The sequence below is a fragment of the Nocardia sp. NPDC049707 genome, assembly GCF_040674855.1.
GTDB lineage: Bacteria > Actinomycetota > Actinomycetes > Mycobacteriales > Mycobacteriaceae > Nocardia.
In genome coordinates this window covers 56,533-81,409 of record NZ_JBFANN010000038.1, presented here as the reverse complement: position 1 = coordinate 81,409, position 24,877 = coordinate 56,533, and the positions used below count along the sequence as shown (strand labels likewise).

Genomic DNA, 24,877 nt, shown 5'->3' with positions numbered 1-24,877 from the left:
CGTTGTGGTCGGTGATGGCGGGTCGTTCGGCACCTGGTGTGTGCGTTGAGTCCCGCGCGTGGCGTATGCGCTTCGGGGCGACTCGGACGCGAGACAGAAGGGGGCCGCGAACCCGCCGCGCCGAAGGCGCGGCAATTAGACAGAGCCCCTGCGCATGGGGAGGTGCATGATGCCGTCGTCTTCGAATTCGTCGCCGTCGGGTTTGAAGCCGAATTTGGCGTACATGTCGACCAGATAGGTCTGGGCGTTCAGGCGGACGGTTGCCGAACCTGCTTCGGCGAGCGCGGCCTGAACCAGCCGGGTGGTGTACCCGTGACCGCGTGATGGGGCCGAGGTGCACACCCGTCCGATGCGGAACGATTTCACACCGTTCTCGTGCTCCTCGAGCAACCGCAGCGTCGAGATGATCTCCCCCTCGTCATCGAGCCAGAAATGGCGCGTCTCCGGCAGCAGGTCGAGACCATCCAGCTCCGGGTACGCGCATTTCTGCTCGACAACGAAGACTTCGACGCGAAGTTTCAACAGCTGATACAGGGTGGCGGTGTCGAGATCGAGCGCCCAGGACCGTTTGAGTACAACCGTTGACATCATCGCGTCTTGCTATCACAACTACGCGATCGGCGCGACCCCTGCGGGCTTATGCGTGTTGTCCGACACGCCGTTCAGGTTCAGGGTTTTGGTCGACCAATCCCAGACTTCCTGGAACAGGGCCTGGTTCTCCGAGAGCTTCACGCCCAGCGAGGGCACCATTTCCTTCAGCTTCGGGGTCCAGTCGGCGTACTCGCGCGGGAAGCAGCGCTGCAGCACGTCGACCATGGCGCTCACACAGGTCGACGCGCCGGGTGACGCGCCGAGCAGACCCGCAATGGTGCCGTCTTCGGCGGTGATAACCGCCGTGCCGAACTCGAGCACGCCGCCCGCACCCTTACGCCGGATGACCTGTACCCGCTGCCCCGCGGTGATCAGCTCCCAGTCGTGTCCGTTCGCACGCGGCACGAACTCCTCCAGCGTGGCCACCTTGCCCGCCTCGGACTTGAGCAGCTCGCTGATCAGGTACTTGGTCAGGCCGAGTTCGCTGACGCCGACGCCGAGCAGCGAGAAGATGTTGTTCGGCTTGACCGACTTGAACAGATCGGTGTTCTTACCATCCTTGAGGAACTTCGGCGTCCACCCGGCGTACGGACCGAACAGCAGGCCGGGCCGGCCCTTGATGATGCGAGTATCCAAGTGCGGCACCGACATCGGCGGCGCACCGACGGCTGCCTTGCCGTAGACCTTGGCCCTGTGCTTGTAGATCAGATCCGGATTGGTGCAGCGGATGAACTGACCGCTGATCGGGAAGCCACCGAAACCCTTGGCCTCCTTGATGCCCGACTTCTGCAGCAGCGGCAGCGCACCGCCACCCGCGCCGACGAAGACGAATTTGCTGATGAGCGTGCGGGTTCGGCGGGTACGGAGGTTGCGCACCTTGACCAGCCAGGAGCCGTCGGACTGCTTGGTGAGGTCGCGTACCTCGTGACCGAAGGCCAGATCGACCCCGGCGCGGCCGAGGTAGGCCAGCAGTTCGCTGGTGAGCGAACCGAAGTCGATATCGGTGCCCTCATCGGTCCAGTTGAGCGCGATCGGATCGGAGAAGTCGCGGCCCCTGGCCATCAGCGGCAGCCGCTTGGCGAATTCGTCGGGGCTGTCGATGTATTCCATCGTGGCGAACAGCGGATGCCGCGACAGCGCCTCGTACCGCTTGCGTAGGTAGTCCACATTGTCCGCGCCGTGCACGAAGCTGACGTGCGGGACGGGGTTGATGAAAGCGGCAGGATCACCGAGAATGCCGTTTTCCACGCCGTAGGACCAGAACTGGCGCGAGACCTGGAAGCGCTCGTTGATGTCGATGGCCTTGCTGATATCGACCGAGCCGTCCGGTTTCTGCGGGCTGTAGTTCAGCTCGCACAGGGCGGAGTGTCCGGTACCCGCGTTGTTCCACGGATCGCTGCTCTCGGCGGCGGCCGCGTCCAGCCGCTCGAACAGGGAGATCGACCATTCCGGCTGCAGCTGCCGAAGCAGTGCGCCGAGAGTGGCACTCATGATGCCGGCACCGATGAGTACTACATCGGTCTTTTCAGTCATGGCAGCGTTCGGCACGGGTAGATCGACTTCCTTGTCCTTCTGCGCACGCCCACCCCCGGGATGGGCCTGCTTGGCACGGGCGCTATGTGGTTGTTGCGAGTACTGGCTGACTCGGCGGGGTGTAGGTTACCCGCCGTTCACCTAGCCCAATTGTGCACCTCAGCCGTTCGAAGCCCGGCAACGAACCAACCGAATGTGACATAGATTCCTTCCCGGGTTCGATCGTCGAAACGGCAGTGCTGTCGCTGCCTCTTTCGAGTGACCTGCAAGCAGTCGGTACGGCTACATTGATCGATGTGACGAACGAAGCCTCGCTCAGCGTGTCCGATCTCACGGCCCCCGCAGCCGAGCGATGGAAGCCAGATGTCCTCGGCGCGGGCTATGAGCAGCGCACCCTGCCGCTCGGTCCGGACCCCGATGGTGAGGGCGAGGCCGTGGCGACCCTCGTTCGCTACACCCCCGACACCGAAGCTGCCGCCGGCGATCGCTTGCGGGTCACTCGAAACAACACCGTCGCCGAACCCGCGGTGCTCTACGTGCACGGTTTCACCGACTACTTCTTCCAACAGCATCTCGCCGAACACTTCGCCGGGCGCGGGCATCGCTTCTACGCGCTGGATCTGCGCAAGTGCGGCCGCTCGCTACGCGACGGGCAGACGCCGCACTACGTCACCGATCTGGCGGCCTACGACGCCGAACTGAACGAGTCGCTGCGAATCGTCCAGGAAGAGACGGGCGATAACGTGCTCGTGGTCGCGCATTCGACCGGCGGACTCATCGTGTCGCTGTGGCTGCACCAGCTCAACAAGGCGAAGGGCACGGCCGCATCGGGAATCGTCGGCCTGGTGCTCAACAGCCCCTGGTTCGACCTGCAGGGCCCCTCGTACTACCGGACCATCGGCACCCCGGTGATCAAGATGCTCGGCCGGTTCCGGTCGATGGTCGAACTCCCCGGCAACAAGATCAGCTCCTACGGCGACAGCCTGCACCACAGCGTGGCCGGCGAGTGGGATTACAACCTGGACTGGAAACCGCTGGCGGGCTTCCCGGTCCGGCTCGGCTGGCTGCGCGCGATCCGCAACGGGCACGCCAAGCTGCAAGCCGGGCTGTCGATCGGCGTGCCCGCGTTGATTCTGCGTTCGCGCGTCACGAAATTCGCGCGCAAGTACGGTCCGGCCGTCGATGTGGCGGATGCGGTGCTCGATGTCCGGCAAATTCAGCGCTGGTCGGGCTGCCTGGGCGATCGGACCAATATCGTCCCGATCGACGGCGCGCGCCACGATGTCTTCCTGTCCTCGGCCGAACCGCTGGCCAAGGCCTTCGCCGAACTCGACAGCTGGCTGGACTGGCTAGCCGACCATTTCGAGCGACCTGCAAGCAATCGCTAGCTGACCATTTCGAGCGACCTGCAAGCAATCGCTAGCGGCCTTCCGCACGAAGACCGCCGGTTCACCAGAGGCTGGTGCGTAGCACGATCTCGGTGGCAAATTCGTGGTCGGCCTCGGTCGCCACATTGTCTACGTCGATCTCCACGACCCGGAATTCGCCACAGACGTAGCGACCGGAGGCATCGGCGACCGAACGCGGCATATTCTTGGTGACCAGCACGGTGGCGGCGACCTCCACCGGACGACACGACGGATCCACAACGGTACCGTCGGCGGCCGGCACGGCGGGATGGCCGCGATCGGCGACGACAAGGCTGATGAACCGCCCGAAACCGCCCGCACAGACCTGCCAGCCCAGCTGCGCGCCCAGCCCGCGTCCGGCGACATTCACCCAGGGGATGCCGAGTTCATCGAGGATGGCGTGCACCCCCGCCGGATCCAGGTCCGCTACCGATTCCACCGCAATGGTGCGCAGGTCGGAGTTGCGCAAACGCGCGCACACCTGATCGTAGACGTCGACCGGATCACCGGCATCGGGCAGCAGCAGCACGCTGTGCCGAGACTCCGGGCCGTCGACCCGCACGGTCCATGCCCGGTCACCGACCGTGATCCGACGAGATTTCATGCCGGAGTACGGTACACGCCCCAGTTGAACAGGGCCGCGTGTCAGTCGCACGCGAGCCGGGCGGGGTGGTTGTCAGCGTGCGGCGACGCCCAGGCCGGAGGCGATGGTGGGCAGATCGGTAGGTGCGCCGTCGGTGAGCAGGCGTTCGATGTGAGCGATGTCGAGGTGCTGTTCGATCAGGTCGGCGAGCAGATCGAGTTGGGACGAGCGGATCGCGGCTACCGATACGTCGTCGGCGACGATGAAACCGGGCCGTCCGGCGTGCACGGCGACCTCGCGGAGCCAGGAGCGACGGAACTCATCCGATTCCAGCAGGCCGTGCAGGTGGGTGCCCCAGATCGCCCCACGCGAACTGCCCTCCGTGGTCGGCGAGCTGTCCAGCTCCAGCCAGGCCGGATCACCGCTGTGCCCGACCCGACCATGGTGAATCTCATAGCCGTGCACGGGAATTCTGTTACCGATGTCCCGTCCGGTGCTGCGCCGCAATACCTTCGGATCGGCGAATTCGATCTCCAGCTCGAGCAGACCCAACCCCGCGACCGTCCCCGCATCCGATTCGACCCGATCGACGATGCGACTGCCGAGCATCTGATATCCGCCGCAGATGCCGAGGATCGGACGACCCGCTGCGGCCCTGGCAAGCAGCGCATCGGCGATTCCGGTGCGCCGCAACCACTCCAGATCCGAGACGGTCGCCTTACTGCCCGGCAGCACCACCAAATCGGCATCGGCCAGCCGGGACGGGTCGCTGACCCAGCGCACCGCGACACCGGGCTCACAGGCCAGCGCTTCGACATCGGTGGAATTGGAGATGCGCGGCAGCCGGATGGCGGCGACCGTGAGCCAGTCGGCGCCGATCGGCGGACTCGGACGGCCGACCGGGGCGTCGGCGACGGTGCCGAGAGAGTCCTCCGCATCGATCCACAGTTCGTCCGCGTAGGGAATGACCCCGAGAGTCGGGCGCCCGGTCAGCTCGGTGAGCCGGTCGAGTCCGGGACGCAACAACTCGACATCGCCGCGGAACTTATTGACGATGAAGCCGGAGATCAGTTGCTGGTCTTCGGGTTCCAGTACGGCCACGGTGCCGAACAGATGCGCGAGCACGCCGCCGCGGTCGATATCGCCGACCACGAGCACCGGCAGCCGCGCCGCGCGCGCCAGCCCCATATTAGCCAGATCGGTGGCGCGCAGGTTGATTTCGGCTGGTGAACCGGCCCCCTCGCAGATCACCACCTCGAATTCGGTGCGCAGCGAATCCAGTTCGCCGGCAACGACCTCGCGCAGATCCTGCCGATGCTGGAAGTAGTCGCGCGCGCCGACCGCGCCGATTGCCTTGCCGCGCACCACGAGTTGCGAGCGTCGGTCGCTGCCGGGTTTGAGCAGCACCGGATTGAACCGCACACTCGGCTCCAACCCGCACGCCGCCGCCTGCAGCGCCTGCGCACGACCGATCTCACCGCCGTCGAGGGTGACCACCGAGTTGTTCGACATGTTCTGCGCCTTGAACGGCGCGACTCGGATGCCGCGCCGCGCCAGCATCCGGCAGAGTCCCGCCACCACAACGCTCTTCCCGGCGTCGGAGGTCGTACCGGCGATCAGGAGTGCGCCCCGCAATGTACTCGTCACGGCAGCTCCGTCAGCGGCGCGACCGACGCATCCCCACAATGGAATCGCACACGAGCCGACCCCCGGCACTCCCGTGCGAGACGGGCCCACATCACCACACGGTCAGAACTTCGGCGCCTGTCTCTGTTACAACCCAACAGCGCGAGCTTCGAACTGCGCGATCCACCCGTCACGGCAAGGTCAGAACTTCGGCGCCTGTCTCTGTTACAACCAGCGTATGTTCGAACTGCGCGGTCCACTTGCGGTCCTTGGTGACCACAGTCCAGCCGTCGTCCCAGATCTCGTAGTCGATGCCGCCGAGGTTGATCATCGGTTCGATGGTGAAGGTCATGCCGGGCTCGATGACCGATTCGATGGCGGGCTGGTCGTAGTGCAGGATAACCAGGCCGCTGTGGAAGGTGGGGCCGACGCCGTGCCCGGTGAAATCGCGCACCACGCCGTAGCCGAAGCGGTTGGCGTAGGACTCGATGACGCGCCCGATCACATTGAGCGCCCGGCCCGGCCGAACCGCCTTGATCGCGCGCATGGTCGCCTCTTCGGTCCGCTCGACCAGCAGTCGCACCTCGTCGTCGACATCACCGGCCAGGAAGGTCTTATTGGTGTCGCCGTGCACGCCATCGATGTACGCGGTCACATCGATATTGACGATGTCACCGTCCTGAATCACCGTCGAATCCGGAATGCCGTGGCAGATGACCTCGTTCAGCGAGGTGCAGCACGATTTCGGAAAACCCTTGTACCCCAGGGTTGATGGGTAAGCGCCGTGATCGCACATGTACTCGTGCGCGATCCGATCCAGCCCATCGGTGGTGACACCGGGTGCGACCGCCTTGCCCGCCTCCTCGAGCGCCTGCGCCGCGATCTTGCCCGCGATCCGCATCTTCTCGATGGTCTCGGCCGTCTGCACCCAGGGTTCGCGGCCCTCGTTCACGGTCTTCTTCCACGCATACTCCGGACGCTCGATCGAGCGCGGAACCTCACGGGTTGGCGAGAGCGTGCCGGGTACAAGCGGCTGGCGGGTACGCACTGACATGGAACAAGACTATCCGCACCGGTCATCGCGCATCGTCCGTCCCCGCGCCCGATCTGGTCGCGAATGCGCGTGGAATAGTATCGGACCATGGTCCGTTTAGTCTGGTGGTTGACATAGAAACTACACAGGAACAGGACTCGAGCTGTGGAACTGGGACTCACGACTTTCGCGGAGCTGTACCCGGTCGGCGACCGACCGGCGCCCACCGCGGCCGAACGCCTGCGCGAGGTGGTGGACGAGGCGGTCGCCACCGAGCGCGCCGGACTCGATGTCTATGGCGTCGGCGAACATCACCGCAAGGATTTCGCGGCATCCGCACCCGCCGTCGTACTGGCCGCGATCGCGGCACGGACCGAACGCATCCAGCTGACCAGCGCGGTGAGTGTGCTGAGTTCGGACGATCCAGTACGGGTGTACCAGGATTTCGCCACGCTGGATGGACTCTCGAACGGGCGCGCGGAGCTGATGGCCGGACGCGGTTCGTTCACCGAGAGCTTTCCGTTGTTCGGCTATGACCTGAGCGACTACGACGAGCTCTTCGAAGAAAAACTGGCGCTGCTGCTGCACATTCGCGCGGACGCGCCGGTGACCTGGCGCGGCAAATTCCGTGCCCCGCTGAGCGATGCGGTGATCTACCCGCGCACCGACAACCGACCGCTGCCGGTCTGGATCGCGGTGGGCGGCAGCCCGGAATCCGTGGTCCGCGCCGGACTGCTCGGCTTACCGCTGGCGATCGCGATCATCGGCGGTCAGCCCGCACGCTTCAAGCCGCTGGTGGATCTCTACCACCGCGCGCTCGACGAGGGCGGCCACGAGCGGCAGGCGGTAGCGGTACACGCACACGGCTACATCGCCGATAGCGACGAACAGGCCGTGGCCGACTTCTATGAGCCGTACGCCGGGGCGATGAGCACCCTTGGGCGCGAACGCGGTTGGGGCCCGATGACCCGCACACAGTTCGACGCCTTGCGCTCGCAAAACGGTTCCCTGTTCGTCGGCACGCCGGATTACGTCGCCGAAAAGATCACCGACATCCGCGACACCCTCGGCCTGGACCGCTTCATGCTGCACACCAGCGTAGGCACCCTGCCGCACGAAAAGGTGCTGCACAACATCGAATTGCTCGGCGCGAAGGTGGCACCCCAGGTGCGCTGAAGAAACAGTGACGCAGTCCGGATCCAGCCCCCGGCACCGACCGGCCGATGACCAGCGCGAGCCGACCGGTCCGCTCGGGTAGATCCTACTTGCCGAGTTGGGCTTCGAAGGCGATGCGATCGCCGCGGTAGAGGGAGCGGACGCGTTCGACCGGCTCGCCGTGCCGGTCGACGCTGCGCCGATGCAGCAGCAGTAGCGGTAGCGATGTGGTGCATTCGAGGAGGGCGGCCTCGCGGGGGGAGGCCAGCACCGTCTCGATGCGCTCGGTGGCACTGCCGAGCTCGACACCGGACGCGCGGACGGCCGCGTACAGCGAGGTGGTCGGATCGTAGACGCCGCGCAGGTGGCCGAAACGATCGAGCGGCATGAAGGTGCTCTCCAACCCGATGCGTTCACCATCCGCGAGCAGCACCCGCTCCAGGTGCATGACCGTGGTGCCGATGGCGAGCCCGAGGTCGCGGGCGGTGTCGGCATCGGCGGGCACATCGTCCCAACCGACCAGCAAGCGACCCGGCACACGGCCGTGACTGATGGCGCCCTCGGTGTAGGAGCGCAGCGACAGCGGCTGCACCATTTTCGGCCGGGACACCACCGTCCCCCGACCCTGGCGGCGGATTCGGCCCTCCACCAAGAGATCTCGCAGCGCCTGTCGGACGGTTTCACGGGCGACCTCGAATCGACCGGCCAGGTCCCGCTCCGAGGGCACTGGATCGCCCTCCTCCAGATCGGCCAGTAGCTGCTCGAGTTCGGTGCGCACCAGGAAGGACTTCGGCAGCCGCGGCGCCGAATCGATACGCCCGCCGCGCATTTCATCGGCCTCGGCTCCGGTCGCACCTGATGTGTTCATGCCGCCAGCCTACCGGCATTGGTCTATACCAATTGTTAACCCAGCGTTCGCGCGGCAAACACTCTTTGGTCTAGACCATTGCCCACTATGTACCCATGCGATTGGTCATCATCGGCGGCGGAATCCTCGGCACCGCACACGCCTTGGCCGCCATCGGCCGTGGTCACGAGGTCGTCCAACTGGAGCGGGAGCCCGAGGCGCGCGGTGCCACAGTGCGCAATTTCGGCCTGGTGTGGGTGTCCGGTCGCTCGGCCGCCGAACTGGACGTCACGCTGCGCTCCCGGCAACTGTGGGAGGAAATCGGCGGCAAGGTTCCCGGTGTCGGATTCCGTCCCGCCGGATCGATCACGCTGGTGCGCACTCCCACCGAACTCGCGGTCGCCGAGGCCGCCGCGGCGAGCCCGCATGCCGAGGCCCGCGGCTTCGAACTGCTCGAACCCGAGCAGGTGCGCGCGATCAATCCGGCCCTGCGCGGCAAATTCCTCGCCGGACTGCACTGTTCGACCGATGCCGCCGTCGAATCCCGGCAGGCGCTGCCCGCACTGCGTGCCTATCTGACCGCAGCGGACCGCTACACCTTCCACGCGGGCACCGAGGCGCGTCAGGTCGCCGATACCGGCTCCGGCGCAACGGTTCTCGATGATCACGGCCGCATCTTCGAAGCAGATCTGGTGGTGGTCTGTCCGGGCGCCGCCCACACCGGGCTGACCCGCGAACTCGTCGGCACCATCCCGGTGCGCCGGGTCCGACTGCAAATGATGCAGACCGCGCCGCTTGGCGAACCGCTGACCACCGCGATCGCCGACGGCGACAGCTTCCGCTACTACCCGGGTTTCGCCGGTCCAGACTTGGACGTCCTGAACGCCGAGCAGTCGCAGACCGCGATCGCCGCCGAGCACCGGATGCAACTGCTGTGCGTGCAGCGCCTCAACGGCGGTCTCACCATCGGCGACACCCACGAATACGAAGAGCCCTTCGCCTTCGATGTGGACGAGGCGCCCTACGACCACCTCACCGCCGTCACCGAGGAACTGCTGGGACGCGAACTCCCGCAGGTGGTCCGGCGCTGGGCGGGCGTCTACAGCCAGAGCGTCGATCCGTCCACCATCGTGACCCGCGTGCAGGCCGCCGCACACATCTGGGTCGTCACCGGTCCGGGTGGCCGCGGCATGACCCTCGGCCCCGCGATCGGCGCGGAAACCGCCGACCTGCTGAATCTCTGAGGAGCACCATGTCGGATGAGAACATCACCCTCGCCGTCCTGGATATGGCGGGCACCACGGTCGCCGACGGCGGATTGGTGCTGCGCGCCTTCGAGGCCGCCGCGACCAGCGCCGGTATCGAAACCGAAGGCCCGCAACGCGAAAGGGCCCGCCAGTATGTGCTCGACACCATGGGCCAGTCGAAGATCACGGTCTTTCGCGCCCTGCTCGGCGCCGAGGACCGCGCGCAGGCCGCCAACCTCGCCTTCGAGGCCGCCTACGACGCACTGATCGACGCGGTCGATATCGTTCCGATTCCCGGTGCGGCCGAGGCGATTTCCGCTCTCCGCGCGGCGGGAGTGCGGGTCGCGCTCACCACGGGCTTCAGCCGCACCACCCAGGACCGGCTGCTGAACGCGTTGGGCTGGAACGAGATCGCCGATCTCACCCTGGCTCCCTCGGATGCCGGACGCGGACGTCCGTACCCGGACATGGTGCTGACCGCCCTGCTCCGGCTCGGCATCGATGCCGTGGATCAGGTCGCGGTACTCGGCGATACGACCAGCGATATCGCCAGTGGTCTGGCCGCCGGTGCGCGCATCGTCGCCGGGACACTGACCGGCGCGCATGACGCGGCGCAGTTGCATGCGGCCGGAGCCACCCATGTGGTGGCCTCGGTGACCGAATTCGCGGACCTGATCCTCGCCGACCGAACCTGATCACCCCGAATCCCCCGTCCCTTCGACTCCACCCCGACACGAACCGAAAGTTGCAGTCATCGTGCGTACTTCGAACACGCAAGGCCGTCTGGCACGCACCATTTCCCGTACCGCGTTGGCCGTCACCGCTGTCGCGCTCACCGCGGCCTGTGGTGGCACCGGCACCGACAGCGGCGACGGCAAGACCATCACCATCTACTCCGCCGACGGCGTCGGCAGCTGGTACACCACCCAATTCGCCGAATTCAAGAAGAAGACAGGCATCTCGGTGAACCTGGTCGAGGCCGGTTCGGGCGAGGTGGTCAACCGGGTGGACAAGGAGCAGTCCAACCCGCAGGCCGATGTGCTGGTCACCCTGCCGCCGTTCATTCAGAAGGCCAAGAGCTCGGGGTTGTTGCAGGACAGCGGAATCGACACCAGGTTCGTCGCGGCGAGCGATAAGGATGCCGACGGCAAATACGTCACGCTGGCGGGCAACTACCTGTCCTTCATTGCCAACCCGTCGGTCGACACCACCAATCTCACCTGGGACGATCTGCTGAAGCCGGAGTTCAAGGGCAAGCTGCAGTATTCGACGCCGGGTCAGGCCGGTGACGGCACCGCGGTACTGATCCTGCTGCAGAATCTGCTCGGCAAGCAGGGCGCATTGGACTACCTCGCCGCATTGCAGGCCAATAATGTCGGCCCGTCCTCGTCCACCGGCAAGCTGCAGGCCAAGGTCGACAAGGGTGAGCTGGTGGTCGCCAATGGCGATGTCCAGATGAACCTCACCACCGTCAAGGACAAGGGCTCCAAGTTCACTATCTTCTTCCCGGCCGCCGCCGACGGTAAGCGCTCCACCGTGGCCGTGCCCTACGTCATGGGCCTGGCCAAGGGCGCGCCGCACCAGAGCGAAGCCAAGCAGCTCATGGAGTTCCTGCTCTCGACCGACGCGCAGAAGTCGCTGCCCGATGCCTTCGCGGTGCCCGCACGCACGGAGTTGCGCGATGCCCCGGCGACCGGTGCCGGTCCGTCGGCCAGCACCGTGCTCAAAGGGGTCGAAATCGTGAATGTCGATTGGACCAAGGTGCTTTCGGACCTGGACGCCGATGTGGCCGCCTATCAGAAGGCGACCGGGCAGTAAGCCGATGCCACGAAACCCAGGAGCCGCCATCATGTCCGACGGTGACACGCAGCCCGGCTCGGCCATCGCGACCGACGCGGCCGAAACAGCCACGACCGCAGCCGAACCGGCGATCGTCTTCGACCGGGTCGGGGTCAGCTACGGCCGCGGCCGCAAGACCACGGTCGCCCTGACCGATTTCACTCTGCGCGTCGCCGCCGGTGAGACGGTGGCACTCCTCGGACCGAGCGGCTCGGGCAAGTCGACCGCACTCAAGGCACTAGCCGGATTCGTCCGGCCGACCTCGGGTGCGGTGCGGCTGGCCGGACGCGATGTCACCGGCCTGTCGCCCGCCAAGCGCGGGATCGGTGTGGTCGTGCAGTCGTATGCGCTGTTTCCGCATATGCGGGTGCACGACAATGTGGCGTTCGGATTGCAGGCCCATCGCGTGCCGCGCAAGGAGATCGGCGGGCGCGTGGCCGAGGCGCTGGCAATGGTCGGCATGGCGGCCTATGCCGAGCGGTTGCCGCGCGAACTGTCCGGTGGCCAGCAGCAGCGGGTGGCCATCGCTCGTGCGCTGGCGATCCGGCCGAAGGTGCTGCTGCTCGACGAACCGCTGGCCGCGCTCGATGCCCAGTTACGGCAGTCGATGCTCGGTGAGCTGCAGGAATTACGAAAGGCATTGCCGGATACCGCGATGCTGTACGTTACCCATGATCAGGCCGAGGCATTGGCTTTGGCGGATCGGATCGCGGTCATGCGCGACGCGCGGTTGGTCGATATCGACACCGCCGAGAATCTGTGGCAGCGACCGCCGAGTGACTTCACGGCGGCATTCCTCGGCGGCGTCAACCTCTTGCCCTGCACCGTGAATCGGGTATCCGGGACCGCCGCGTTGGTCACCGTCGGCACCTTCACGCTGCGGGCCGAGGCACCGGATATCCCCGGCGGTTGGGGCATGGACGCACCCGGGGTGCTCTGCGTGCGACCGCATACCGTGCGGGTCGGTGCCACCTCGGAGCGGAATGCGGTGCGCGGCATCGTGGTATCGACCGTGTGGCGCGGTGCCTCGACGCGGCTACGGCTGAAGGTTGACGGATTGCGCGACGAGATCACCGCCGATGTGCCCGGCCGTCTCGATACCGCGGTCGGCGCGATCGCCGGCGTGCGATTCCCGGACCCGGCGGGCGTGTTGATTCCGCCGATCATCGGTGCGGCGGTGACGTCGGCCCCGGACGAGCCAGGCATCCCGAAATGAGGGGCGGCACGCATGCGGCTCGCAGCGTCGGCGCCATGTTCCCTGGTATCAGCGGACCTCGCCGTTGTCCCGGCGGTGACCGGAGCCCGTACGCCGCGCACGCACTGGTATTCGCCGGGACAACGGGCGAATCCGCCAGCACCGACTCCGGAGTCCGACGATGAGCAACGCCACCCTGCTCGAACCACGGCTCGCCCCGCCTGCGGGCGCTGCGCCTCAACGTCATTGGCGGCCGGTGTTGTGGACCCTGCCGCCGCTACTGGTGGTGCTGCTCATCGCGGTGTATCCGATCGTGCGGGTACTCGCCGAGTCGACCGAGACCAACGACGGTCGGGGTACGGCCGTCTGGTCGCAGGTGCTCGGCTCGGAAGCCTTCCGTCATGCGTTGTGGCGCACCATCTCCATAGCGATCTGCTCGACCGCCGGGTGTCTGGTGCTCGGCACGTTTCTCGCGATTGTGCTGGCATTCGTGCCGTTTCCGGGCTCGTCGCTGGTCGGCAGGTTGATCGATACGGTGCTCACGCTGCCGTCGTTCCTGATCACCTTGGCCTTCACCTTCCTGTACGGCACCGCCGGTGCCGTCAACGCGCTGATCGCCAGGATCACCGGGGACAAGACCCCGGTGCTGAACTTCCTGAGCACACCGCTCGGCGTGATCCTCGCCGAGATCACCTTCTTCACCCCGTTCGTGGTACGCCCGCTACTGGCCGGATTCGCCCAGCTGCCGCGCGAACAACTGGATGTGGCCGCCAGCCTCGGTGCCACACCGTGGCGGGTGCTGCGTCAGGTCGTCATGCCGGAGGCGTGGCCCGCGCTGGCCGCGGGCGGCAGTCTCGTACTGCTGTTGACGCTCAACGAATTCGGCATCGTGCTGTTTACCGGCGCCAAGGGTGTGACAACCCTGCCCGCGCTGATCTATACCCGCGGCATCGTGACCTTCGACCTGCCTGGCGCTGCCGTGCTGGCGTCGGTACAGGTGCTGCTGTCACTGAGCCTGTACATCGGGTACCGGCTGATTTTCGCCCGTTCCGGCCGCGCCGGAAAGGAGAGCTGACCATGTTGGTCTGGACACGTCGTGGCCGTGCAATGGTTTTGGCGGTTTTCGCTCTCGTTGTGATCGTGGTGTTCGTCGCCCCGATCGCCACGGTGGTCGCGGCCGCGTTGGCGGGCAGCTGGACCGGGCCGCTGCCCTCCGATCTCGGTCTGGCCAACTTCCGTGCGGCCCTGTCGGGCCAAGAGGCCGCGAGTCTTTCGGTCAGTCTGCAGACCGCGCTGCTCTCCGGTGGGGTCGCCCTGGTCCTGGGCACCTGGGCCGCACTCGGCGCGCGCGAGGTTCCCGGCTGGTGGCGCACATGCACCGACGCGGTTTTCCATCTGCCGATGGCGGTGCCGTCGGTGGCCATCGGTCTCGGCGTGCTGATCGCCTTCAACGGGCGGCCGTTGCTGCTCGGTGGCACCAAATGGATTGTCATCGTGGCACATTCGGTGCTGGTGCTGGCCTACGCCTTCAGTGCGGTCTCGGCCGCGCTCGACCGGCTCGATCCCGCCTACCGGCAGGCCGCGGAATCCCTTGGGGCGGGTCCGGTTCGGGTGCTGTGCCGGGTGACGGTGCCGCTACTGCTGCCTGCCCTCGGCGCCGCCGCCGGTCTGGCGATCGCACTGTCGATGGGCGAGCTCGGCGCGACCGTCATGGTGTATCCGGCCACCTGGAAAACGTTGCCGGTCACCATTTTCGGGCTCACCGATCGCGGTGAGGTGTTCGACGCGGCCGCCAGTACCTGCCTGCTGTTGGCGGTGACGCTGGTCGCCTTGGTCGTACTCGGTCGGCTGCGTGGTCGTGCCGCGCTGCGCTGAGCGCCATACGATGGCCTCATGTCAGCACTGCCCCTGATCTTCACCGCGGGCTGGGCGAGCGGGGTCAATGCCTATGCGGTGGTCCTGCTGCTCGGTGTGTTCGGCGTGACCGGTCTGTCCGATGAGGTGCCGGAGGCACTGCAACGCACCGATGTATTGATCGTGGCCGGTGTGTTGTTCCTCATCGAGGCGATCGCGGATAAGGTCCCCTATCTCGACAGTTTCTGGGATGCGGTGCACACCATCGTGCGCCCGGCATCGGGTGCGGTCGTGGCTGCACTGCTCGCGGGCCAGGATGGTTCGCTGCCCCAGCTGGCGGCCGGCGCGGTCGGCGGAACCACCGCCCTGGCAAGCCATCTCGTCAAGGCCGGAACCCGGATGGCGATCAACACCTCGCCGGAGCCCGCGAGCAATATCGTCATGAGCCTCGTCGAGGATCTGGCCGTCGGCGGTATCGTCACCATCGCGATCTTCCACCCGGTCGTGGCGGCCGTCTGCGCGGGCACACTGCTGGTGATCGGCATGCTCCTGGCGTATCTGCTGGCGAGCCGGATCCGCCGCTACCGCATGCGCCGCCGACAGCGTCGCGAGGCCAAGCGCGTGGCAGCCGTCTGAGCACGCCTACCCCGGTTTGCGCCACACCAGCGAGTAGCGCCAGAAGACCAGCCGTCGCACCCGCGCACCGGGCAGAATCGCGGCGACTTGCGCCCGCACCTGCCGCGTCGTCAGCGGCGGATCGAGCACAACCGGCATGACGTCATCCGTCGCCTCGACCGCATACCAACTCCCCCGCCCACGCGCCCGAAGCATCCGGAACACGATCCCGAACACCCGATGCCCGATCGCCGCCGCCACTTCGACGGGCAATTCCCGAACGAGGTCGGGTCGCGGCAATGCCACCGCGGCGATCACACCGCCCGGCCGCACCGCCCGCGCCAATACCGGCAACACCTCATCGAGGGACATATGGTGCAACGTGCTGATCGACACGATCGCGTCGTAGGTTCGGTCCGGTAGCGGCTGCTCCAACACATCCCCGAGCATGCACCGAACATTCTCCGGCACAGCCTGCTTCGCCTCCTCGATCATCACCGCGGACCGATCGATCGCATCGACATGCTCGACCCGCCGTGCGAGTTCCGTCGCGAAACCCCCGGCCCCACAGCCGACGTCCAACACCCGGGCACATGGGGTGGGCAGCTGCCGCATGAGAAACCGTTGGTAGTACGCGTTATGACTCCAATTGAGTTTGCTCATCCAGGACACCCTGCCACGCGTGCGCCGAAAGTGCTTGCGCACCGAGCGGTCCGGTTACCGCTCCGGAGGCCGGTCCCCGGCGGCCCGGGTGTCCCGCGTGCGCGCGCCGGCGGTGCCCATCGACGAGCAGCTCGCGACGCTGGTGCGGTGCGGTCGCTACAGGCCGGGGACAGCGCCGTCGCGTCGACTGGTGTCGGACTGCGCAGCAACGGCACCCGCGCCTCCACCGAGGCGACGATGACCCCGCCGCAGACGGCCGCGCAGGTGCACCGGGCCGCCACGATCGGCTACGTCCACGCCCGGAGCATCGCGTCGCACCGCCTCGTCGAGCCGATCAGCGTCGGCGGCAGGCAGCTCGACGCGCTGGACCCGGCGACCGGCGAGGTCAAGCGCTGCACCGGATCACCTCGGTCGCGCTCGTGGACCGACCGCCGACGAACGCACGATCAAAAACGCCCCGAACTGCACGACTGGCGTTTTCCTGGAAATGGGCTATGGTCTCGAACAAGTGATTGCCACTTCAATTTCAGGAGCGACAATGGCCGAACGAAAACCTGGCAAGAGCCTGAAAAAACCCGCACAGTCCATCAAGGAAAAGCGTGCGGAAAAAAGGGATCGCGCCACCGAGGCGGGCGAGTTGATCAAGAAGCGCAAAAGCCACTGAGCGAACGCCCCATGACCCGCGAGTCCACCGCACCCGCGATCCCGGACGTCCTGGACCACCTGCACCAGAAGATCGACGGTCTGCTGCCGGACACCCTGCCGGAACCCCGGTCCGAGGGCTACCGATCCGGCATCGCGTCGGCGAAGATTTTTGTTCTCGACGAACGCGCGCAGCATTCCGGAATTCCGGTCGGCGCCGACCCGCGTAAAAAGAAAAGGACCCGACTGTGAAGCGGACCCTACTCGCCCTGGACCGAATTCAGGCGAGACTGGAAAACGAACTCGACACCACCGCCGGACTCTCCGAAAGGGAGGTCGGCTATCGTGCCGGAATTTCCGAGGCGCTCATGCAGGTGATGGAAACGAAGAAATCCATCGCCCCGCGCTGACCCGGTCGTGAAGGATTTCCGTCAGGAGCCGATGGAAATCCTTCACGATCACTCCCGCCGGCGGGTGCGCGGACACCACATGGCGGGACATCGCCGCCGTCTGGACCATGGTCTGGTTTCCCGATGCTAGGAGGCGCACGTGACCGACGGCCCGCTCATCGTCCAGTCCGACAGGACTCTGCTGCTCCAGGTCGAGCACGAACGCGCGAACGCCACGCAGGCAATCGCGCCGTTCGCCGAGTTCGAACGCGCCCTCGGAGCACGTCCACACCTACCGGATCACCCCGCCGACACTGTGGAACGCCCGCGCAGCCGGGCACGACGCCGAGCAGGTGGTCGACGCGTTGGTCTCGTTCTCCCGCTTCATGATCCCGCAGCCGCTGCTGGTCGACATCGTCGACACGATGGCCCGCTACGGCCGACTGCGGCTGGTGAAGAACCCTGGCGCACGGTCTCACGCTCGTCAGCCTCGACCGCGCCGTGCTCACCCAGGTGATGCGGCACAAGAAGATCGCCCCCATGCTCGGGGCCAAGATCGACGACGACACCCTGATCGTGCACCCGAGCGAGCGCGGGCACCTCGAGCAGATGCTGCTCGAGATCGGCTGGCCGGCTGAGGAACTCGCCGGCTACGTCGACGGTGCGGCACCCGATCGACCTCGCATTCGAGAAGGGCCACTGGCAGCTGCGCGACTACCAGGAGATGGCTGCCGACTCGTTCTGGTCCGGCGGATCTGGTGTCGCGGTGCTGCGGTGCGGTGCGGGCAAGACGATGGTGGGCGCCGCCGCGATGGCGAAGGCGAAGGCGACGACGCGATCCTGGTCACGAATACCGTCGCCGGACGCCAATGGAAGCGCGAACTGATCGCGCGCACGTCGCTCACCGAAGAGGAGATCGGCGAGTACTCGAGCGAGAGAAGGAGACCCGGCCGGTCACGATCACGACTACCAGGTCATCACCCGCAAGTCGACGGGCGAGTACAAGCACCTCGAGCTGTTCGACTCCCGCGACTGGGGTCTGATGATCTACGACGAGGTGCACCTGCTGCCCGCGCCGATGTTTCGTATGAGCGCCGACCTGCAGTCCCGCCACAGCCTCGGCCGCACCGCGACATTGGTCCGCAAGGGCGACGCCCCGGTGCAAGCACGCCGCCGCCGACGACGACGACGGGGATCGCCGAGGCTGAACAGCGGTGTCCAAGCCGGCGTGGTCGGTTTCGCGACCAGCACGTCGCCGCGTCGCATGCGATCGAATTCGGCGGGGCCGTGGATGATTCGAGCAGGACCAGTCACTTGACCGGGGCTGCTCCCGGGGCACCTTCGATAACGGTGCCCGGGAATCACCTCGGCTGGTCGGCACCGTGGGTCGATCTACTCGCCGCGCGCACCAGACATTGTCGATATTCGCGTCGCGGCGGCGGCCTGAATGGTTACCGAATGAGTTCGCGCACTATCGAATTCAGGAAAGCGTGCGAATTCGTGGCGGGCGGGCGCCCCGTTGCGCCCGCCGTCACTATGCCGGCGACGCCGACGTCCGGGTCGGGTCATTTGTCGGATGACAAGGACCCTGGACATCGCCAATGGAGCAGTAACGCTGTGGGGGCAGTGCCACTATTGCGGACGAAGGTCGCCGTCGGCACTTCACTGTTCAGGCAAACGGCGGCGGCCACCGGCAACGTCGATTACCAGATCGGTGTAGCCATCGACGAGTTCCGCCAAGTGGTACCAGTGTTTATGGGTATTGTCGCTGCGCGCGCCATCGACATCGATGGCCGTGTTGGCGACCACCCAGCTGCTCGCCATCCGATCCACCACCGCACCTAGGCTCTCGGTATGTAGCGAGGCACCATTGCGATGCTGCGGGATCTCCTGCGTAATCCACTCATTGATATCGTCGATGAGTTCGCCACGACGGCAATCTATTTCGGCTACTAGGTTCATGTCCTGAACCTCGGCACGGCGGGCGTGCAGTTCCGCCAGAGCGTGTGCGGAACGTAGCAATTCACGATCTTGAAAACGTCGCCCCTGGAATGCACACAATATCTGCGGAGCGGTCGGCAGCACCCCTACCGTCGGCGCGCTCATCGCCCTACTCCGAATTCACCCGACACCAACGCGCTTTGTACCAACATGATTGGCTCTCGATTCGGTTATCCCGGTCAGCGGATCGGATCTTCACAACTAGCGTAGCTGGATCATGCTCTTACATATCCAAGAACGCAAGAGTGCGTTCTCATTGCTGCGGTCAGGCGATGATCACCGAGTGCAACCCCACAGACCGCTAGCGACAACGACTTTCACGCTCGATACTCGCCGGGGACTGGACCGGCCGCCAAAAGTTTGCCATATACCCGCCCGGCGTGTGAGCGGTATGCGATCAACCGAGACCGCTGCCACGATGTAGTCGCGCCGCTGCCGATCCGATACCCCGGGCGGTGCCGCGGCTACCAGGACATACACCTCGAATCCGGACATCGACTCGCGGATCCGTGGTGACGCGGCACTAGCGCACCGAAAACTCCGAACTCCGTTGCTACGAAAGGCGGTAGTCTCGAACCACGCTGCGATTGCATATTTGCGGTGTGTGGTGGGCACTTACTACGGAGATGTACACAAGAGTGCTAGCCAGTGCGCAGGGCGAAAGGGTTGTCATGGCAGGCAAGCGCACAGTTCTCACGGCGGGTTTGCGGCGGCTCTCGGTGCTGCTGACCGAGATGCGCGAACACGCGGGGCTGAGCAAAGAAGATGTCAGCGGCAAGACCGGCATCAATATCACCACGCTGTACCGCATCGAGACGGCGCAGGCGCGGCCGCAGCGGCGCACGCTGATGGCGATGCTGGATCTCTACAGCGTCACCGAACAGCAGCGCGCCGATGCGCTCGAACTCCTGTCGGACGCACTCAAGCCCGGCATGTCCCGCCCGTACGAGGCGACGCTGACCGAGGTACACGCGGCCTATATCAACTTCGAATCCGAGGCGCTCTCGGCCCGGCACTATCAAACCTCCTACATCCCAGGGCTATTGCAGACCTCGGAGTACGCCGAGGCGGTCATCGACACCAATATGCCGAAGCTGGACGGTGCCACGGTGCAGCACAATGTGCGGGCGCGGATGGATCGGGCAATGCATCTCACCAAGCCGGATCCGCTCGAGCTGTGGGTGGTGCTCGACGAGGCGGCGATCCGGCGCATGGTCGGCGGCCCCGATGTCATGAAGGCCCAGCTGAAGCGACTGCTCGACGATTCGCAGATGAAAAACGTTATCCTGCAGATCCTTCCGTTCAGCGCGGGGGTGCATCCCGGCATGGCCGGAGCCTTCACGCTGCTGGACTTCAAGGATCCGGCCGATCCGGAACTGGTGTATGTCGAGGGCATCGCGGGCGATCAATTGATCGAGGGTCATCCCCAGATCCGCCGTTTCGGCATCATTTTCGACCAGCTGCGCGCCATGGCGCTCAGCCCACGTGACTCTATGACGCTGATCGACAAGGCCGCCAGCGAGATGAGCTGATCAGCTGCGGCTGGCGCGCCGATAGCCGACCGCCGCGGGAATCGCGAAGACGACGAGCGCGCCGACACACCAGGCCACGGTGGCCAAGAGCGGACCACGCACCGGTCCGCCGAGCGACAGCCCACGCATCGCATCAATGGCATAGGACATCGGCTGATGCCGCACGATCGGCCTGGCCCACGCCGGATACGCGACGAGCGGTACGAATCCGGAACTGAAGAACATCAGCAGTGACGAACCGAGCGAAACCGCCTCGACCAGAGCAGCTTTCGCGCTGAAAACCGCCACCGCCGTCACCATGGTGGCGAAGGCGATACCGAACAGCAGCGGCACCCCGAACAGCGCGATGCTCGCGATGAAGCCCTGCTCGAATCGGAAGCCGAGTACGACGCCCACCGTGAACAACACCACGGTGCACAACAGGATCCGGATCGCCTCCGCCACAATCCGCGCGACAAGTCCGGACGCACGGTGCACCGGCAACACCCAGAAGCGGGCCAGCAGACCCTCGTCTCGTTCCCGGCCGAGGGTGATGGCACCGGCCACCGATCCGGACATCACGCCGACCAGAGCCACCATCGGCACCGAACCGTAGAGCGCGCTCGCACCGGAGAAGGCCGAAATCTGCCGGCCGAGTACGGTATTCAGCATCACCAGCAGCAGCGCTGGAAAAGCCAGCGACTGCATGACGGTCAATGGATCGCGCCACCAGCGCACCAGCAGCCGCTTGGTCTGGATCAGCGTCTGCGGAATCAGCAGACGCCAGGTCTCGGTCTGACCGGAGATCTTGGGCAGTTCCGCCGTGGGAGTCAATACCTTGGTCATGCCGACCTCCGGATCGAAACGAGTACCGCACCAGCACCGAAGAGGATGGCCTGACCGAGCGTCCAGGCCAGCGCGGGCCCGAAGATCGACCAGCCGACCACGCCCGCGTGGCCGGTCGGATCACCGGCCAGTGCCCGCAGCCCGTATACGTAATGCGATACCGGCTGGTTGCGTGCGAAACCCTGAATCCAGTGCGGGAACTGGTGGGCCGGCGCGAACCCGGTGGAGACCATGCCGAGGATCAACTGCGGCAGGATGAGCGCCTGCGTGGTCGCCTCCGGACTCTTGGTCACGCTGCCCAGCAGATCGGCACCCAGGCACAGCGTCAGTCCGATCAGCATCGCGAATGCGATGAAACCCACTGTGTCCCACCAGCTCCCATAGAAGCGGAAGCCGATTACATAGCCACACACCAATGCCGCGGCCAAGGCGACCCCGGCCCGGTACATTCCGGCCGTGACCCGCGCCGCCAGCGGCACCGACAAACCCATCGGCATCGATCCGAAGCGGATATTGAGCCCGTCCTTGGCGTCGGAGGCGGCTCGGAAGGCCGCGGTGATCGCACAGAAGGCGATCGCCTGCATCACGATCATCGGCATCAGGAATTGGGCGTAGCTGCTCAGGCCGTGCCCGTAGACGGTCATCACCAGGTTCAGCGGCACATAGAAGCCGACGGTGAAGAACGTGGGCGCCAGCAGTGCGGTGATCAGTTCACCATTGCGCCAGGACGGACGGACCAGGCGCCAGGTCAGCGTCCACCATTGCGCAATCGTCGACGTGCGCGGCGGCGGCGCGTCCACCAACCGTTCGCTGCTCAGTCGGCGCGAATCACCCGCGCCCGGCTCCCGTTGGACGGTGCTCGAACCCGCGTCGCTACCGCTGTTCATCTGCACGCTCCCATCCTGCGCGTAGCCCGTGCCGTTTGGTGCGGAACCGGCTGGTCTCAGCATGTCGCACGCAGCCGCACCGGTACAGCTTTCCGCGCTCGTCGAGTACGTACCGCATGATCATTCTCGCTCGCTTTCGTTCCCTGCCCACCGAAGATCAGGAGCGCCGCCACCGGGGCGGTCGGGTCGTCGTCCAATCTCGCTGTCGCGTCGACGTTGCGATACCGCCCCCAGTGTCGAAACGATGACTCCGAGGGGGGCCGAGAACCCCACCAAGGTGTCTGCGCCTGTCAGAAGCACCCACGCGAACGCCTCCAACGGGGGCGTGAATTATGAAGTGTCGCTATTGTTTTCGGCGAAATGTCCGATTCGCGAGGTGACTACCGCGCACGGGGTGAGTAAGGTATGCCCCGATGACCAGCATGGAAGCCCGTTTCCGTGACGCAGCGCGGACCGTGCCCCTCCCCAGTCCTTGGAACCTGTCCGCCTACCTCGCGAGTGTCGCCGCGCACCGTGGTCGTTCCATCTCGCTGCAGGCGATTCCCGCGGCCGCGCTCGCTGATATCGGGTGTCGTGGCAGCGGACTCTGGGTGGCGCGCGGTCACGACGACATCATCGTCTACGACGCAGCCGCCATCGAGCGCAATGCGGACCACATCATCCTGCACGAGATCGGCCACATGCTGTTCGGACACGGTAAGGAGGGCATCGAAGCGGGCGAGCCGAGCACACCGACGCTGGCCGCACTGCTGCCGTACATCTCACCGTCCTCGATCAAGCACGTGCTCGGCCGCGAGCACTTCGGCGCCGACCGCGAACGGGAAGCGGAGGTATTCGCCGATATGACCATGGTCTACGCCACCCTGCCGCGCCGCCCAGCGCGTTCGTTCCGGCTGTTCGGCCGCGGCCGCTAACCACCGGGTAGTCGGCGCGTGCCCTCGCGTAGGTCGTCGATGAGATCCTGATAGCTATCCGCCAGTTCGTTGACCTGCACCCACACGTCATCGAAGACGGCTTCCGGCGCCGCGGACAGCGGCATGAAGGCCTGTGCGGTCATTCTGGCCAACCGATCCACCATCTGGCCGACGGTTTCGGAGTACAACTGCGCCGCGGAGTTCGGCACCGGCATTGCCAGTGTTACCCAGCGGTCGATCGACCGCACCAGTTGGGCGCGCCGCCGCTCCAACTTGGCGATCTCGAACGCCGGCGTCCGCTCGCGGATTTCGTGCAACTGCACCAATTCCCCCGCTGCCTCCAGCATCGGATGATCGTCGCGCGGTAGCCCACGGCATGCGGCCAGCAATCTATCCCGACCCGGAACCATCCGGCCATTTCCATCGTCGCTCATCCCAGCCTCCCGCCGACACCGGAGCCCGCCGCCGTCGACAGGAGCTCCCGACCAGCAATGTCGTTGCCGCCCGGCACGACCGCGCCCCACAGCTCGATTATCGCCCCAGATCCCCGCCCGTGACCATAAACCGGCGATATCAATTTGTTATAGACATACGAGCGTCTGGCAAATGCCCAGTAATCAAGATTATGGTCCGGCAGTCAACCCGAGCGGTCCACGCTGAACCCGTTCGACTAGGCAGGAATGTCCCCGGCCGTGCCCTGCGCAAGATAGTCCGGACCGCCGACATAGAACGTCTGTCCGGATTTGCTTGCAGCACTTGCGGCTTCGCCGACAACGGCGGCGAACTCCGCGACCGTCGGCAGTGCGCCGTGGTCGCGGCGGTCCGAAACCGCCTCGGGATTACGGCGTTCCAGCAGGCGGACAATGATCGTGCCGTCGATCATGTCGCCAGATACCACATTCAGCCCGACACCACGTTCGGTTAGCTCCGGAATCATTGCGCGCAAGGCGTCTTCGCCCGCACGCTTGCTCGCAGCGATCGGCTCGTAGTCCGCCGGAACGGGTTTGCGGCCGTGGAAGTGGGCCTGATGGCTGGTCACGAAGACGATCCGGCCACCGGATGGCAAGTGCGGCAAAACCTCTCGTACCAGACCGACCTGTGCGTCCCGGTTCAACGCCATCGCGTAGCCGGGCGCTGCCGCACGCTCGAGGCCGCCGGATGCGTTGAGCACCAACACATCCAATCGACCGAACTCCGCCACCACATCGACGATCAGCGCCGCCGCGGCGTCCGCATCCGCGATATCGGCACCCGCAATCGACGCACTGCCACCAGCCGCGCCGATCTCATCGGCGATCATCTGGGCACGCTTGCGCTTCTCCCGATAGTTGATGATCACATGATCACCGGCCGCCGCCAGCACTTTCGCCGTCTCGGCCCCTATCCCCCGCGATGCGCCGGTGATCAGCACAATCCGGCGTTCCGTCGAGTCGCCCATCATCTGCCTCCTTCGTCAGCCCACGACAACGCTTCTAATTTAGAATCACTATGGTAGTT

General features: G+C 65.7%; 25 protein-coding genes and 1 pseudogene. 14 read left to right on the top strand and 12 right to left on the bottom strand.

Annotation, left to right across the window (positions count from 1 at the left end):
- Positions 1-135 precede the first annotated feature (135 nt).
- Together AB0J29_RS27845 and mqo are read right to left on the bottom strand one after the other, a co-directional pair.
- Positions 136-591, bottom strand: a complete 456-nt coding sequence (locus AB0J29_RS27845; protein WP_364792458.1) for a GNAT family N-acetyltransferase — start codon at positions 589-591, stop codon at positions 136-138.
- An 18-nt stretch (positions 592-609) separates the two neighbouring features.
- Positions 610-2,124, bottom strand: coding sequence for a malate dehydrogenase (quinone) (gene mqo / locus AB0J29_RS27840; RefSeq protein WP_364792455.1), 1,515 nt, complete (start codon positions 2,122-2,124; stop codon positions 610-612).
- Positions 2,125-2,420: 296 nt separating this feature from the next.
- On the opposite strand from mqo, the gene AB0J29_RS27835 reads away from it, so the two are divergent.
- Positions 2,421-3,512 (top strand): alpha/beta hydrolase, encoded by a 1,092-nt coding sequence (locus AB0J29_RS27835; RefSeq protein ID WP_364792452.1) that lies wholly within the window; start codon positions 2,421-2,423, stop codon positions 3,510-3,512.
- 61 nt (positions 3,513-3,573) lie between these two features.
- Here the strand turns inward: AB0J29_RS27835 and AB0J29_RS27830 are convergent, their stop codons facing one another.
- The 3 genes from AB0J29_RS27830 to map all read right to left on the bottom strand — a co-directional run bounded on the left by AB0J29_RS27830 (position 3,574) and on the right by map (position 6,796).
- Entirely contained in the window at positions 3,574-4,137 is a 564-nt protein-coding gene (locus AB0J29_RS27830; protein ID WP_364792449.1) for an alpha/beta hydrolase, read from the bottom strand.
- A gap of 72 nt (positions 4,138-4,209) precedes the next feature.
- Positions 4,210-5,751 (bottom strand): cobyric acid synthase, encoded by a 1,542-nt coding sequence (locus AB0J29_RS27825; protein WP_364792494.1) that lies wholly within the window; start codon positions 5,749-5,751, stop codon positions 4,210-4,212.
- Positions 5,752-5,932: 181 nt separating this feature from the next.
- Positions 5,933-6,796, bottom strand: a complete 864-nt coding sequence (gene map / locus AB0J29_RS27820) for a type I methionyl aminopeptidase (protein WP_364792446.1) — start codon at positions 6,794-6,796, stop codon at positions 5,933-5,935.
- 144 nt (positions 6,797-6,940) lie between these two features.
- Between map and AB0J29_RS27815 the strand changes: the two genes are divergently transcribed.
- Positions 6,941-7,951, top strand: coding sequence for an LLM class flavin-dependent oxidoreductase (locus AB0J29_RS27815; protein WP_364792443.1), 1,011 nt, complete (start codon positions 6,941-6,943; stop codon positions 7,949-7,951).
- Between the two features lie 85 nt (positions 7,952-8,036).
- Here AB0J29_RS27815 and AB0J29_RS27810 read toward each other — a convergent pair whose 3' ends face one another.
- Complete coding sequence (locus AB0J29_RS27810) at positions 8,037-8,744, bottom strand: GntR family transcriptional regulator (protein ID WP_364792491.1); 708 nt, start codon at positions 8,742-8,744, stop codon at positions 8,037-8,039.
- A 149-nt stretch (positions 8,745-8,893) separates the two neighbouring features.
- On the opposite strand from AB0J29_RS27810, the gene AB0J29_RS27805 reads away from it, so the two are divergent.
- The 7 genes from AB0J29_RS27805 (at position 8,894) to AB0J29_RS27775 (ending at position 15,548) form a co-directional block, all read left to right on the top strand.
- A complete protein-coding gene (locus tag AB0J29_RS27805; RefSeq protein WP_364792440.1) occupies positions 8,894-10,021 on the top strand; it encodes a TIGR03364 family FAD-dependent oxidoreductase in 1,128 nt (375 codons plus the stop codon).
- Between the two features lie 8 nt (positions 10,022-10,029).
- Positions 10,030-10,719, top strand: coding sequence for a phosphonatase-like hydrolase (locus AB0J29_RS27800; RefSeq protein WP_364792437.1), 690 nt, complete (start codon positions 10,030-10,032; stop codon positions 10,717-10,719).
- Between the two features lie 61 nt (positions 10,720-10,780).
- A complete protein-coding gene (locus AB0J29_RS27795) occupies positions 10,781-11,842 on the top strand; it encodes a 2-aminoethylphosphonate ABC transporter substrate-binding protein (protein WP_364792434.1) in 1,062 nt (353 codons plus the stop codon).
- A gap of 31 nt (positions 11,843-11,873) precedes the next feature.
- Positions 11,874-13,079 carry an ABC transporter ATP-binding protein gene (locus tag AB0J29_RS27790; RefSeq protein ID WP_364792430.1) on the top strand — a complete coding sequence of 402 codons (1,206 nt, stop codon included), beginning with the start codon at positions 11,874-11,876 and terminating at the stop codon, positions 13,077-13,079.
- 160 nt (positions 13,080-13,239) lie between these two features.
- A complete protein-coding gene (locus AB0J29_RS27785; RefSeq protein ID WP_364792427.1) occupies positions 13,240-14,133 on the top strand; it encodes a 2-aminoethylphosphonate ABC transporter permease subunit in 894 nt (297 codons plus the stop codon).
- A 2-nt stretch (positions 14,134-14,135) separates the two neighbouring features.
- Entirely contained in the window at positions 14,136-14,933 is a 798-nt protein-coding gene (locus tag AB0J29_RS27780; protein WP_364792424.1) for an ABC transporter permease subunit, read from the top strand.
- An 18-nt stretch (positions 14,934-14,951) separates the two neighbouring features.
- Complete coding sequence (locus tag AB0J29_RS27775) at positions 14,952-15,548, top strand: DUF4126 domain-containing protein (RefSeq protein WP_364792421.1); 597 nt, start codon at positions 14,952-14,954, stop codon at positions 15,546-15,548.
- Between the two features lie 6 nt (positions 15,549-15,554).
- Here the strand turns inward: AB0J29_RS27775 and AB0J29_RS27770 are convergent, their stop codons facing one another.
- A complete protein-coding gene (locus AB0J29_RS27770; RefSeq protein ID WP_364792418.1) occupies positions 15,555-16,190 on the bottom strand; it encodes a class I SAM-dependent methyltransferase in 636 nt (211 codons plus the stop codon).
- A gap of 147 nt (positions 16,191-16,337) precedes the next feature.
- Between AB0J29_RS27770 and AB0J29_RS27765 the strand changes: the two genes are divergently transcribed.
- The 3 genes and pseudogenes from AB0J29_RS27765 to AB0J29_RS27755 form a co-directional block, all read left to right on the top strand.
- Positions 16,338-17,084, top strand: coding sequence for a hypothetical protein (locus tag AB0J29_RS27765; RefSeq protein WP_364792415.1), 747 nt, complete (start codon positions 16,338-16,340; stop codon positions 17,082-17,084).
- Positions 17,081-17,242 carry a hypothetical protein gene (locus tag AB0J29_RS27760; protein WP_364792411.1) on the top strand — a complete coding sequence of 54 codons (162 nt, stop codon included), beginning with the start codon at positions 17,081-17,083 and terminating at the stop codon, positions 17,240-17,242. Before AB0J29_RS27765 ends, AB0J29_RS27760 begins: the two co-directional genes overlap by 4 nt.
- 139 nt (positions 17,243-17,381) lie before the next feature.
- A pseudogene (locus AB0J29_RS27755) lies at positions 17,382-18,368 on the top strand (helicase-associated domain-containing protein); the annotation flags it as partial.
- Between the two features lie 515 nt (positions 18,369-18,883).
- Here AB0J29_RS27755 and AB0J29_RS27750 read toward each other — a convergent pair.
- Positions 18,884-19,243: a DUF4254 domain-containing protein gene (locus AB0J29_RS27750; RefSeq protein WP_364792488.1), complete on the bottom strand. Its 360-nt coding sequence runs from the start codon at positions 19,241-19,243 to the stop codon at positions 18,884-18,886.
- Positions 19,244-19,893: 650 nt separating this feature from the next.
- Here AB0J29_RS27750 and AB0J29_RS27745 point away from each other — a divergent pair.
- Positions 19,894-20,754 carry a helix-turn-helix transcriptional regulator gene (locus AB0J29_RS27745; protein WP_364792408.1) on the top strand — a complete coding sequence of 287 codons (861 nt, stop codon included), beginning with the start codon at positions 19,894-19,896 and terminating at the stop codon, positions 20,752-20,754.
- Here AB0J29_RS27745 and AB0J29_RS27740 read toward each other — a convergent pair whose 3' ends face one another.
- Entirely contained in the window at positions 20,755-21,579 is an 825-nt protein-coding gene (locus AB0J29_RS27740) for an ABC transporter permease (protein WP_364792405.1), read from the bottom strand.
- The gene (locus AB0J29_RS27735; RefSeq protein ID WP_364792402.1) at positions 21,576-22,466 is read right to left on the bottom strand and encodes an ABC transporter permease; all 891 of its coding nucleotides are present in this window, start codon (positions 22,464-22,466) and stop codon (positions 21,576-21,578) included. The genes AB0J29_RS27740 and AB0J29_RS27735 overlap by 4 nt, the downstream gene beginning before the upstream one ends.
- 413 nt (positions 22,467-22,879) lie before the next feature.
- On the opposite strand from AB0J29_RS27735, the gene AB0J29_RS27730 reads away from it, so the two are divergent.
- Positions 22,880-23,380, top strand: coding sequence for a hypothetical protein (locus AB0J29_RS27730; RefSeq protein WP_364792399.1), 501 nt, complete (start codon positions 22,880-22,882; stop codon positions 23,378-23,380).
- Here AB0J29_RS27730 and AB0J29_RS27725 read toward each other — a convergent pair.
- Both AB0J29_RS27725 and AB0J29_RS27720 read right to left on the bottom strand, forming a co-directional pair.
- Entirely contained in the window at positions 23,377-23,814 is a 438-nt protein-coding gene (locus AB0J29_RS27725; RefSeq protein ID WP_364792396.1) for a DUF4254 domain-containing protein, read from the bottom strand. The genes AB0J29_RS27730 and AB0J29_RS27725 overlap by 4 nt on opposite strands.
- 236 nt (positions 23,815-24,050) lie before the next feature.
- A complete protein-coding gene (locus tag AB0J29_RS27720) occupies positions 24,051-24,818 on the bottom strand; it encodes an SDR family oxidoreductase (RefSeq protein ID WP_364792485.1) in 768 nt (255 codons plus the stop codon).
- Positions 24,819-24,877: the final 59 nt, after the last annotated feature.

Excerpts from the sequence above, each read along its gene's own strand:
- AB0J29_RS27745 (WP_364792408.1), top strand. The coding sequence starts at position 19,894 with ATGGCAGGCAAGCGCACAGTTCTCACGGCGGGTTTGCGGCGGCTCTCG.
- AB0J29_RS27845 (WP_364792458.1), bottom strand. The coding sequence starts at position 591 with ATGATGTCAACGGTTGTACTCAAACGGTCCTGGGCGCTCGATCTCGAC.
- AB0J29_RS27785 (WP_364792427.1), top strand. The coding sequence starts at position 13,240 with ATGAGCAACGCCACCCTGCTCGAACCACGGCTCGCCCCGCCTGCGGGC.
- AB0J29_RS27770 (WP_364792418.1), bottom strand. The coding sequence starts at position 16,190 with ATGAGCAAACTCAATTGGAGTCATAACGCGTACTACCAACGGTTTCTC.
- AB0J29_RS27790 (WP_364792430.1), top strand. The coding sequence starts at position 11,874 with ATGTCCGACGGTGACACGCAGCCCGGCTCGGCCATCGCGACCGACGCG.
- AB0J29_RS27735 (WP_364792402.1), bottom strand. The coding sequence starts at position 22,466 with ATGAACAGCGGTAGCGACGCGGGTTCGAGCACCGTCCAACGGGAGCCG.
- AB0J29_RS27780 (WP_364792424.1), top strand. The coding sequence starts at position 14,136 with ATGTTGGTCTGGACACGTCGTGGCCGTGCAATGGTTTTGGCGGTTTTC.
- AB0J29_RS27725 (WP_364792396.1), bottom strand. The coding sequence starts at position 23,814 with ATGAGCGACGATGGAAATGGCCGGATGGTTCCGGGTCGGGATAGATTG.
- AB0J29_RS27740 (WP_364792405.1), bottom strand. The coding sequence starts at position 21,579 with ATGACCAAGGTATTGACTCCCACGGCGGAACTGCCCAAGATCTCCGGT.
- AB0J29_RS27775 (WP_364792421.1), top strand. The coding sequence starts at position 14,952 with ATGTCAGCACTGCCCCTGATCTTCACCGCGGGCTGGGCGAGCGGGGTC.
- AB0J29_RS27800 (WP_364792437.1), top strand. The coding sequence starts at position 10,030 with ATGTCGGATGAGAACATCACCCTCGCCGTCCTGGATATGGCGGGCACC.
- AB0J29_RS27720 (WP_364792485.1), bottom strand. The coding sequence starts at position 24,818 with ATGGGCGACTCGACGGAACGCCGGATTGTGCTGATCACCGGCGCATCG.
- map (WP_364792446.1), bottom strand. The coding sequence starts at position 6,796 with ATGTCAGTGCGTACCCGCCAGCCGCTTGTACCCGGCACGCTCTCGCCA.
- AB0J29_RS27830 (WP_364792449.1), bottom strand. The coding sequence starts at position 4,137 with ATGAAATCTCGTCGGATCACGGTCGGTGACCGGGCATGGACCGTGCGG.
- AB0J29_RS27730 (WP_364792399.1), top strand. The coding sequence starts at position 22,880 with ATGACCAGCATGGAAGCCCGTTTCCGTGACGCAGCGCGGACCGTGCCC.
- mqo (WP_364792455.1), bottom strand. The coding sequence starts at position 2,124 with ATGACTGAAAAGACCGATGTAGTACTCATCGGTGCCGGCATCATGAGT.
- AB0J29_RS27805 (WP_364792440.1), top strand. The coding sequence starts at position 8,894 with ATGCGATTGGTCATCATCGGCGGCGGAATCCTCGGCACCGCACACGCC.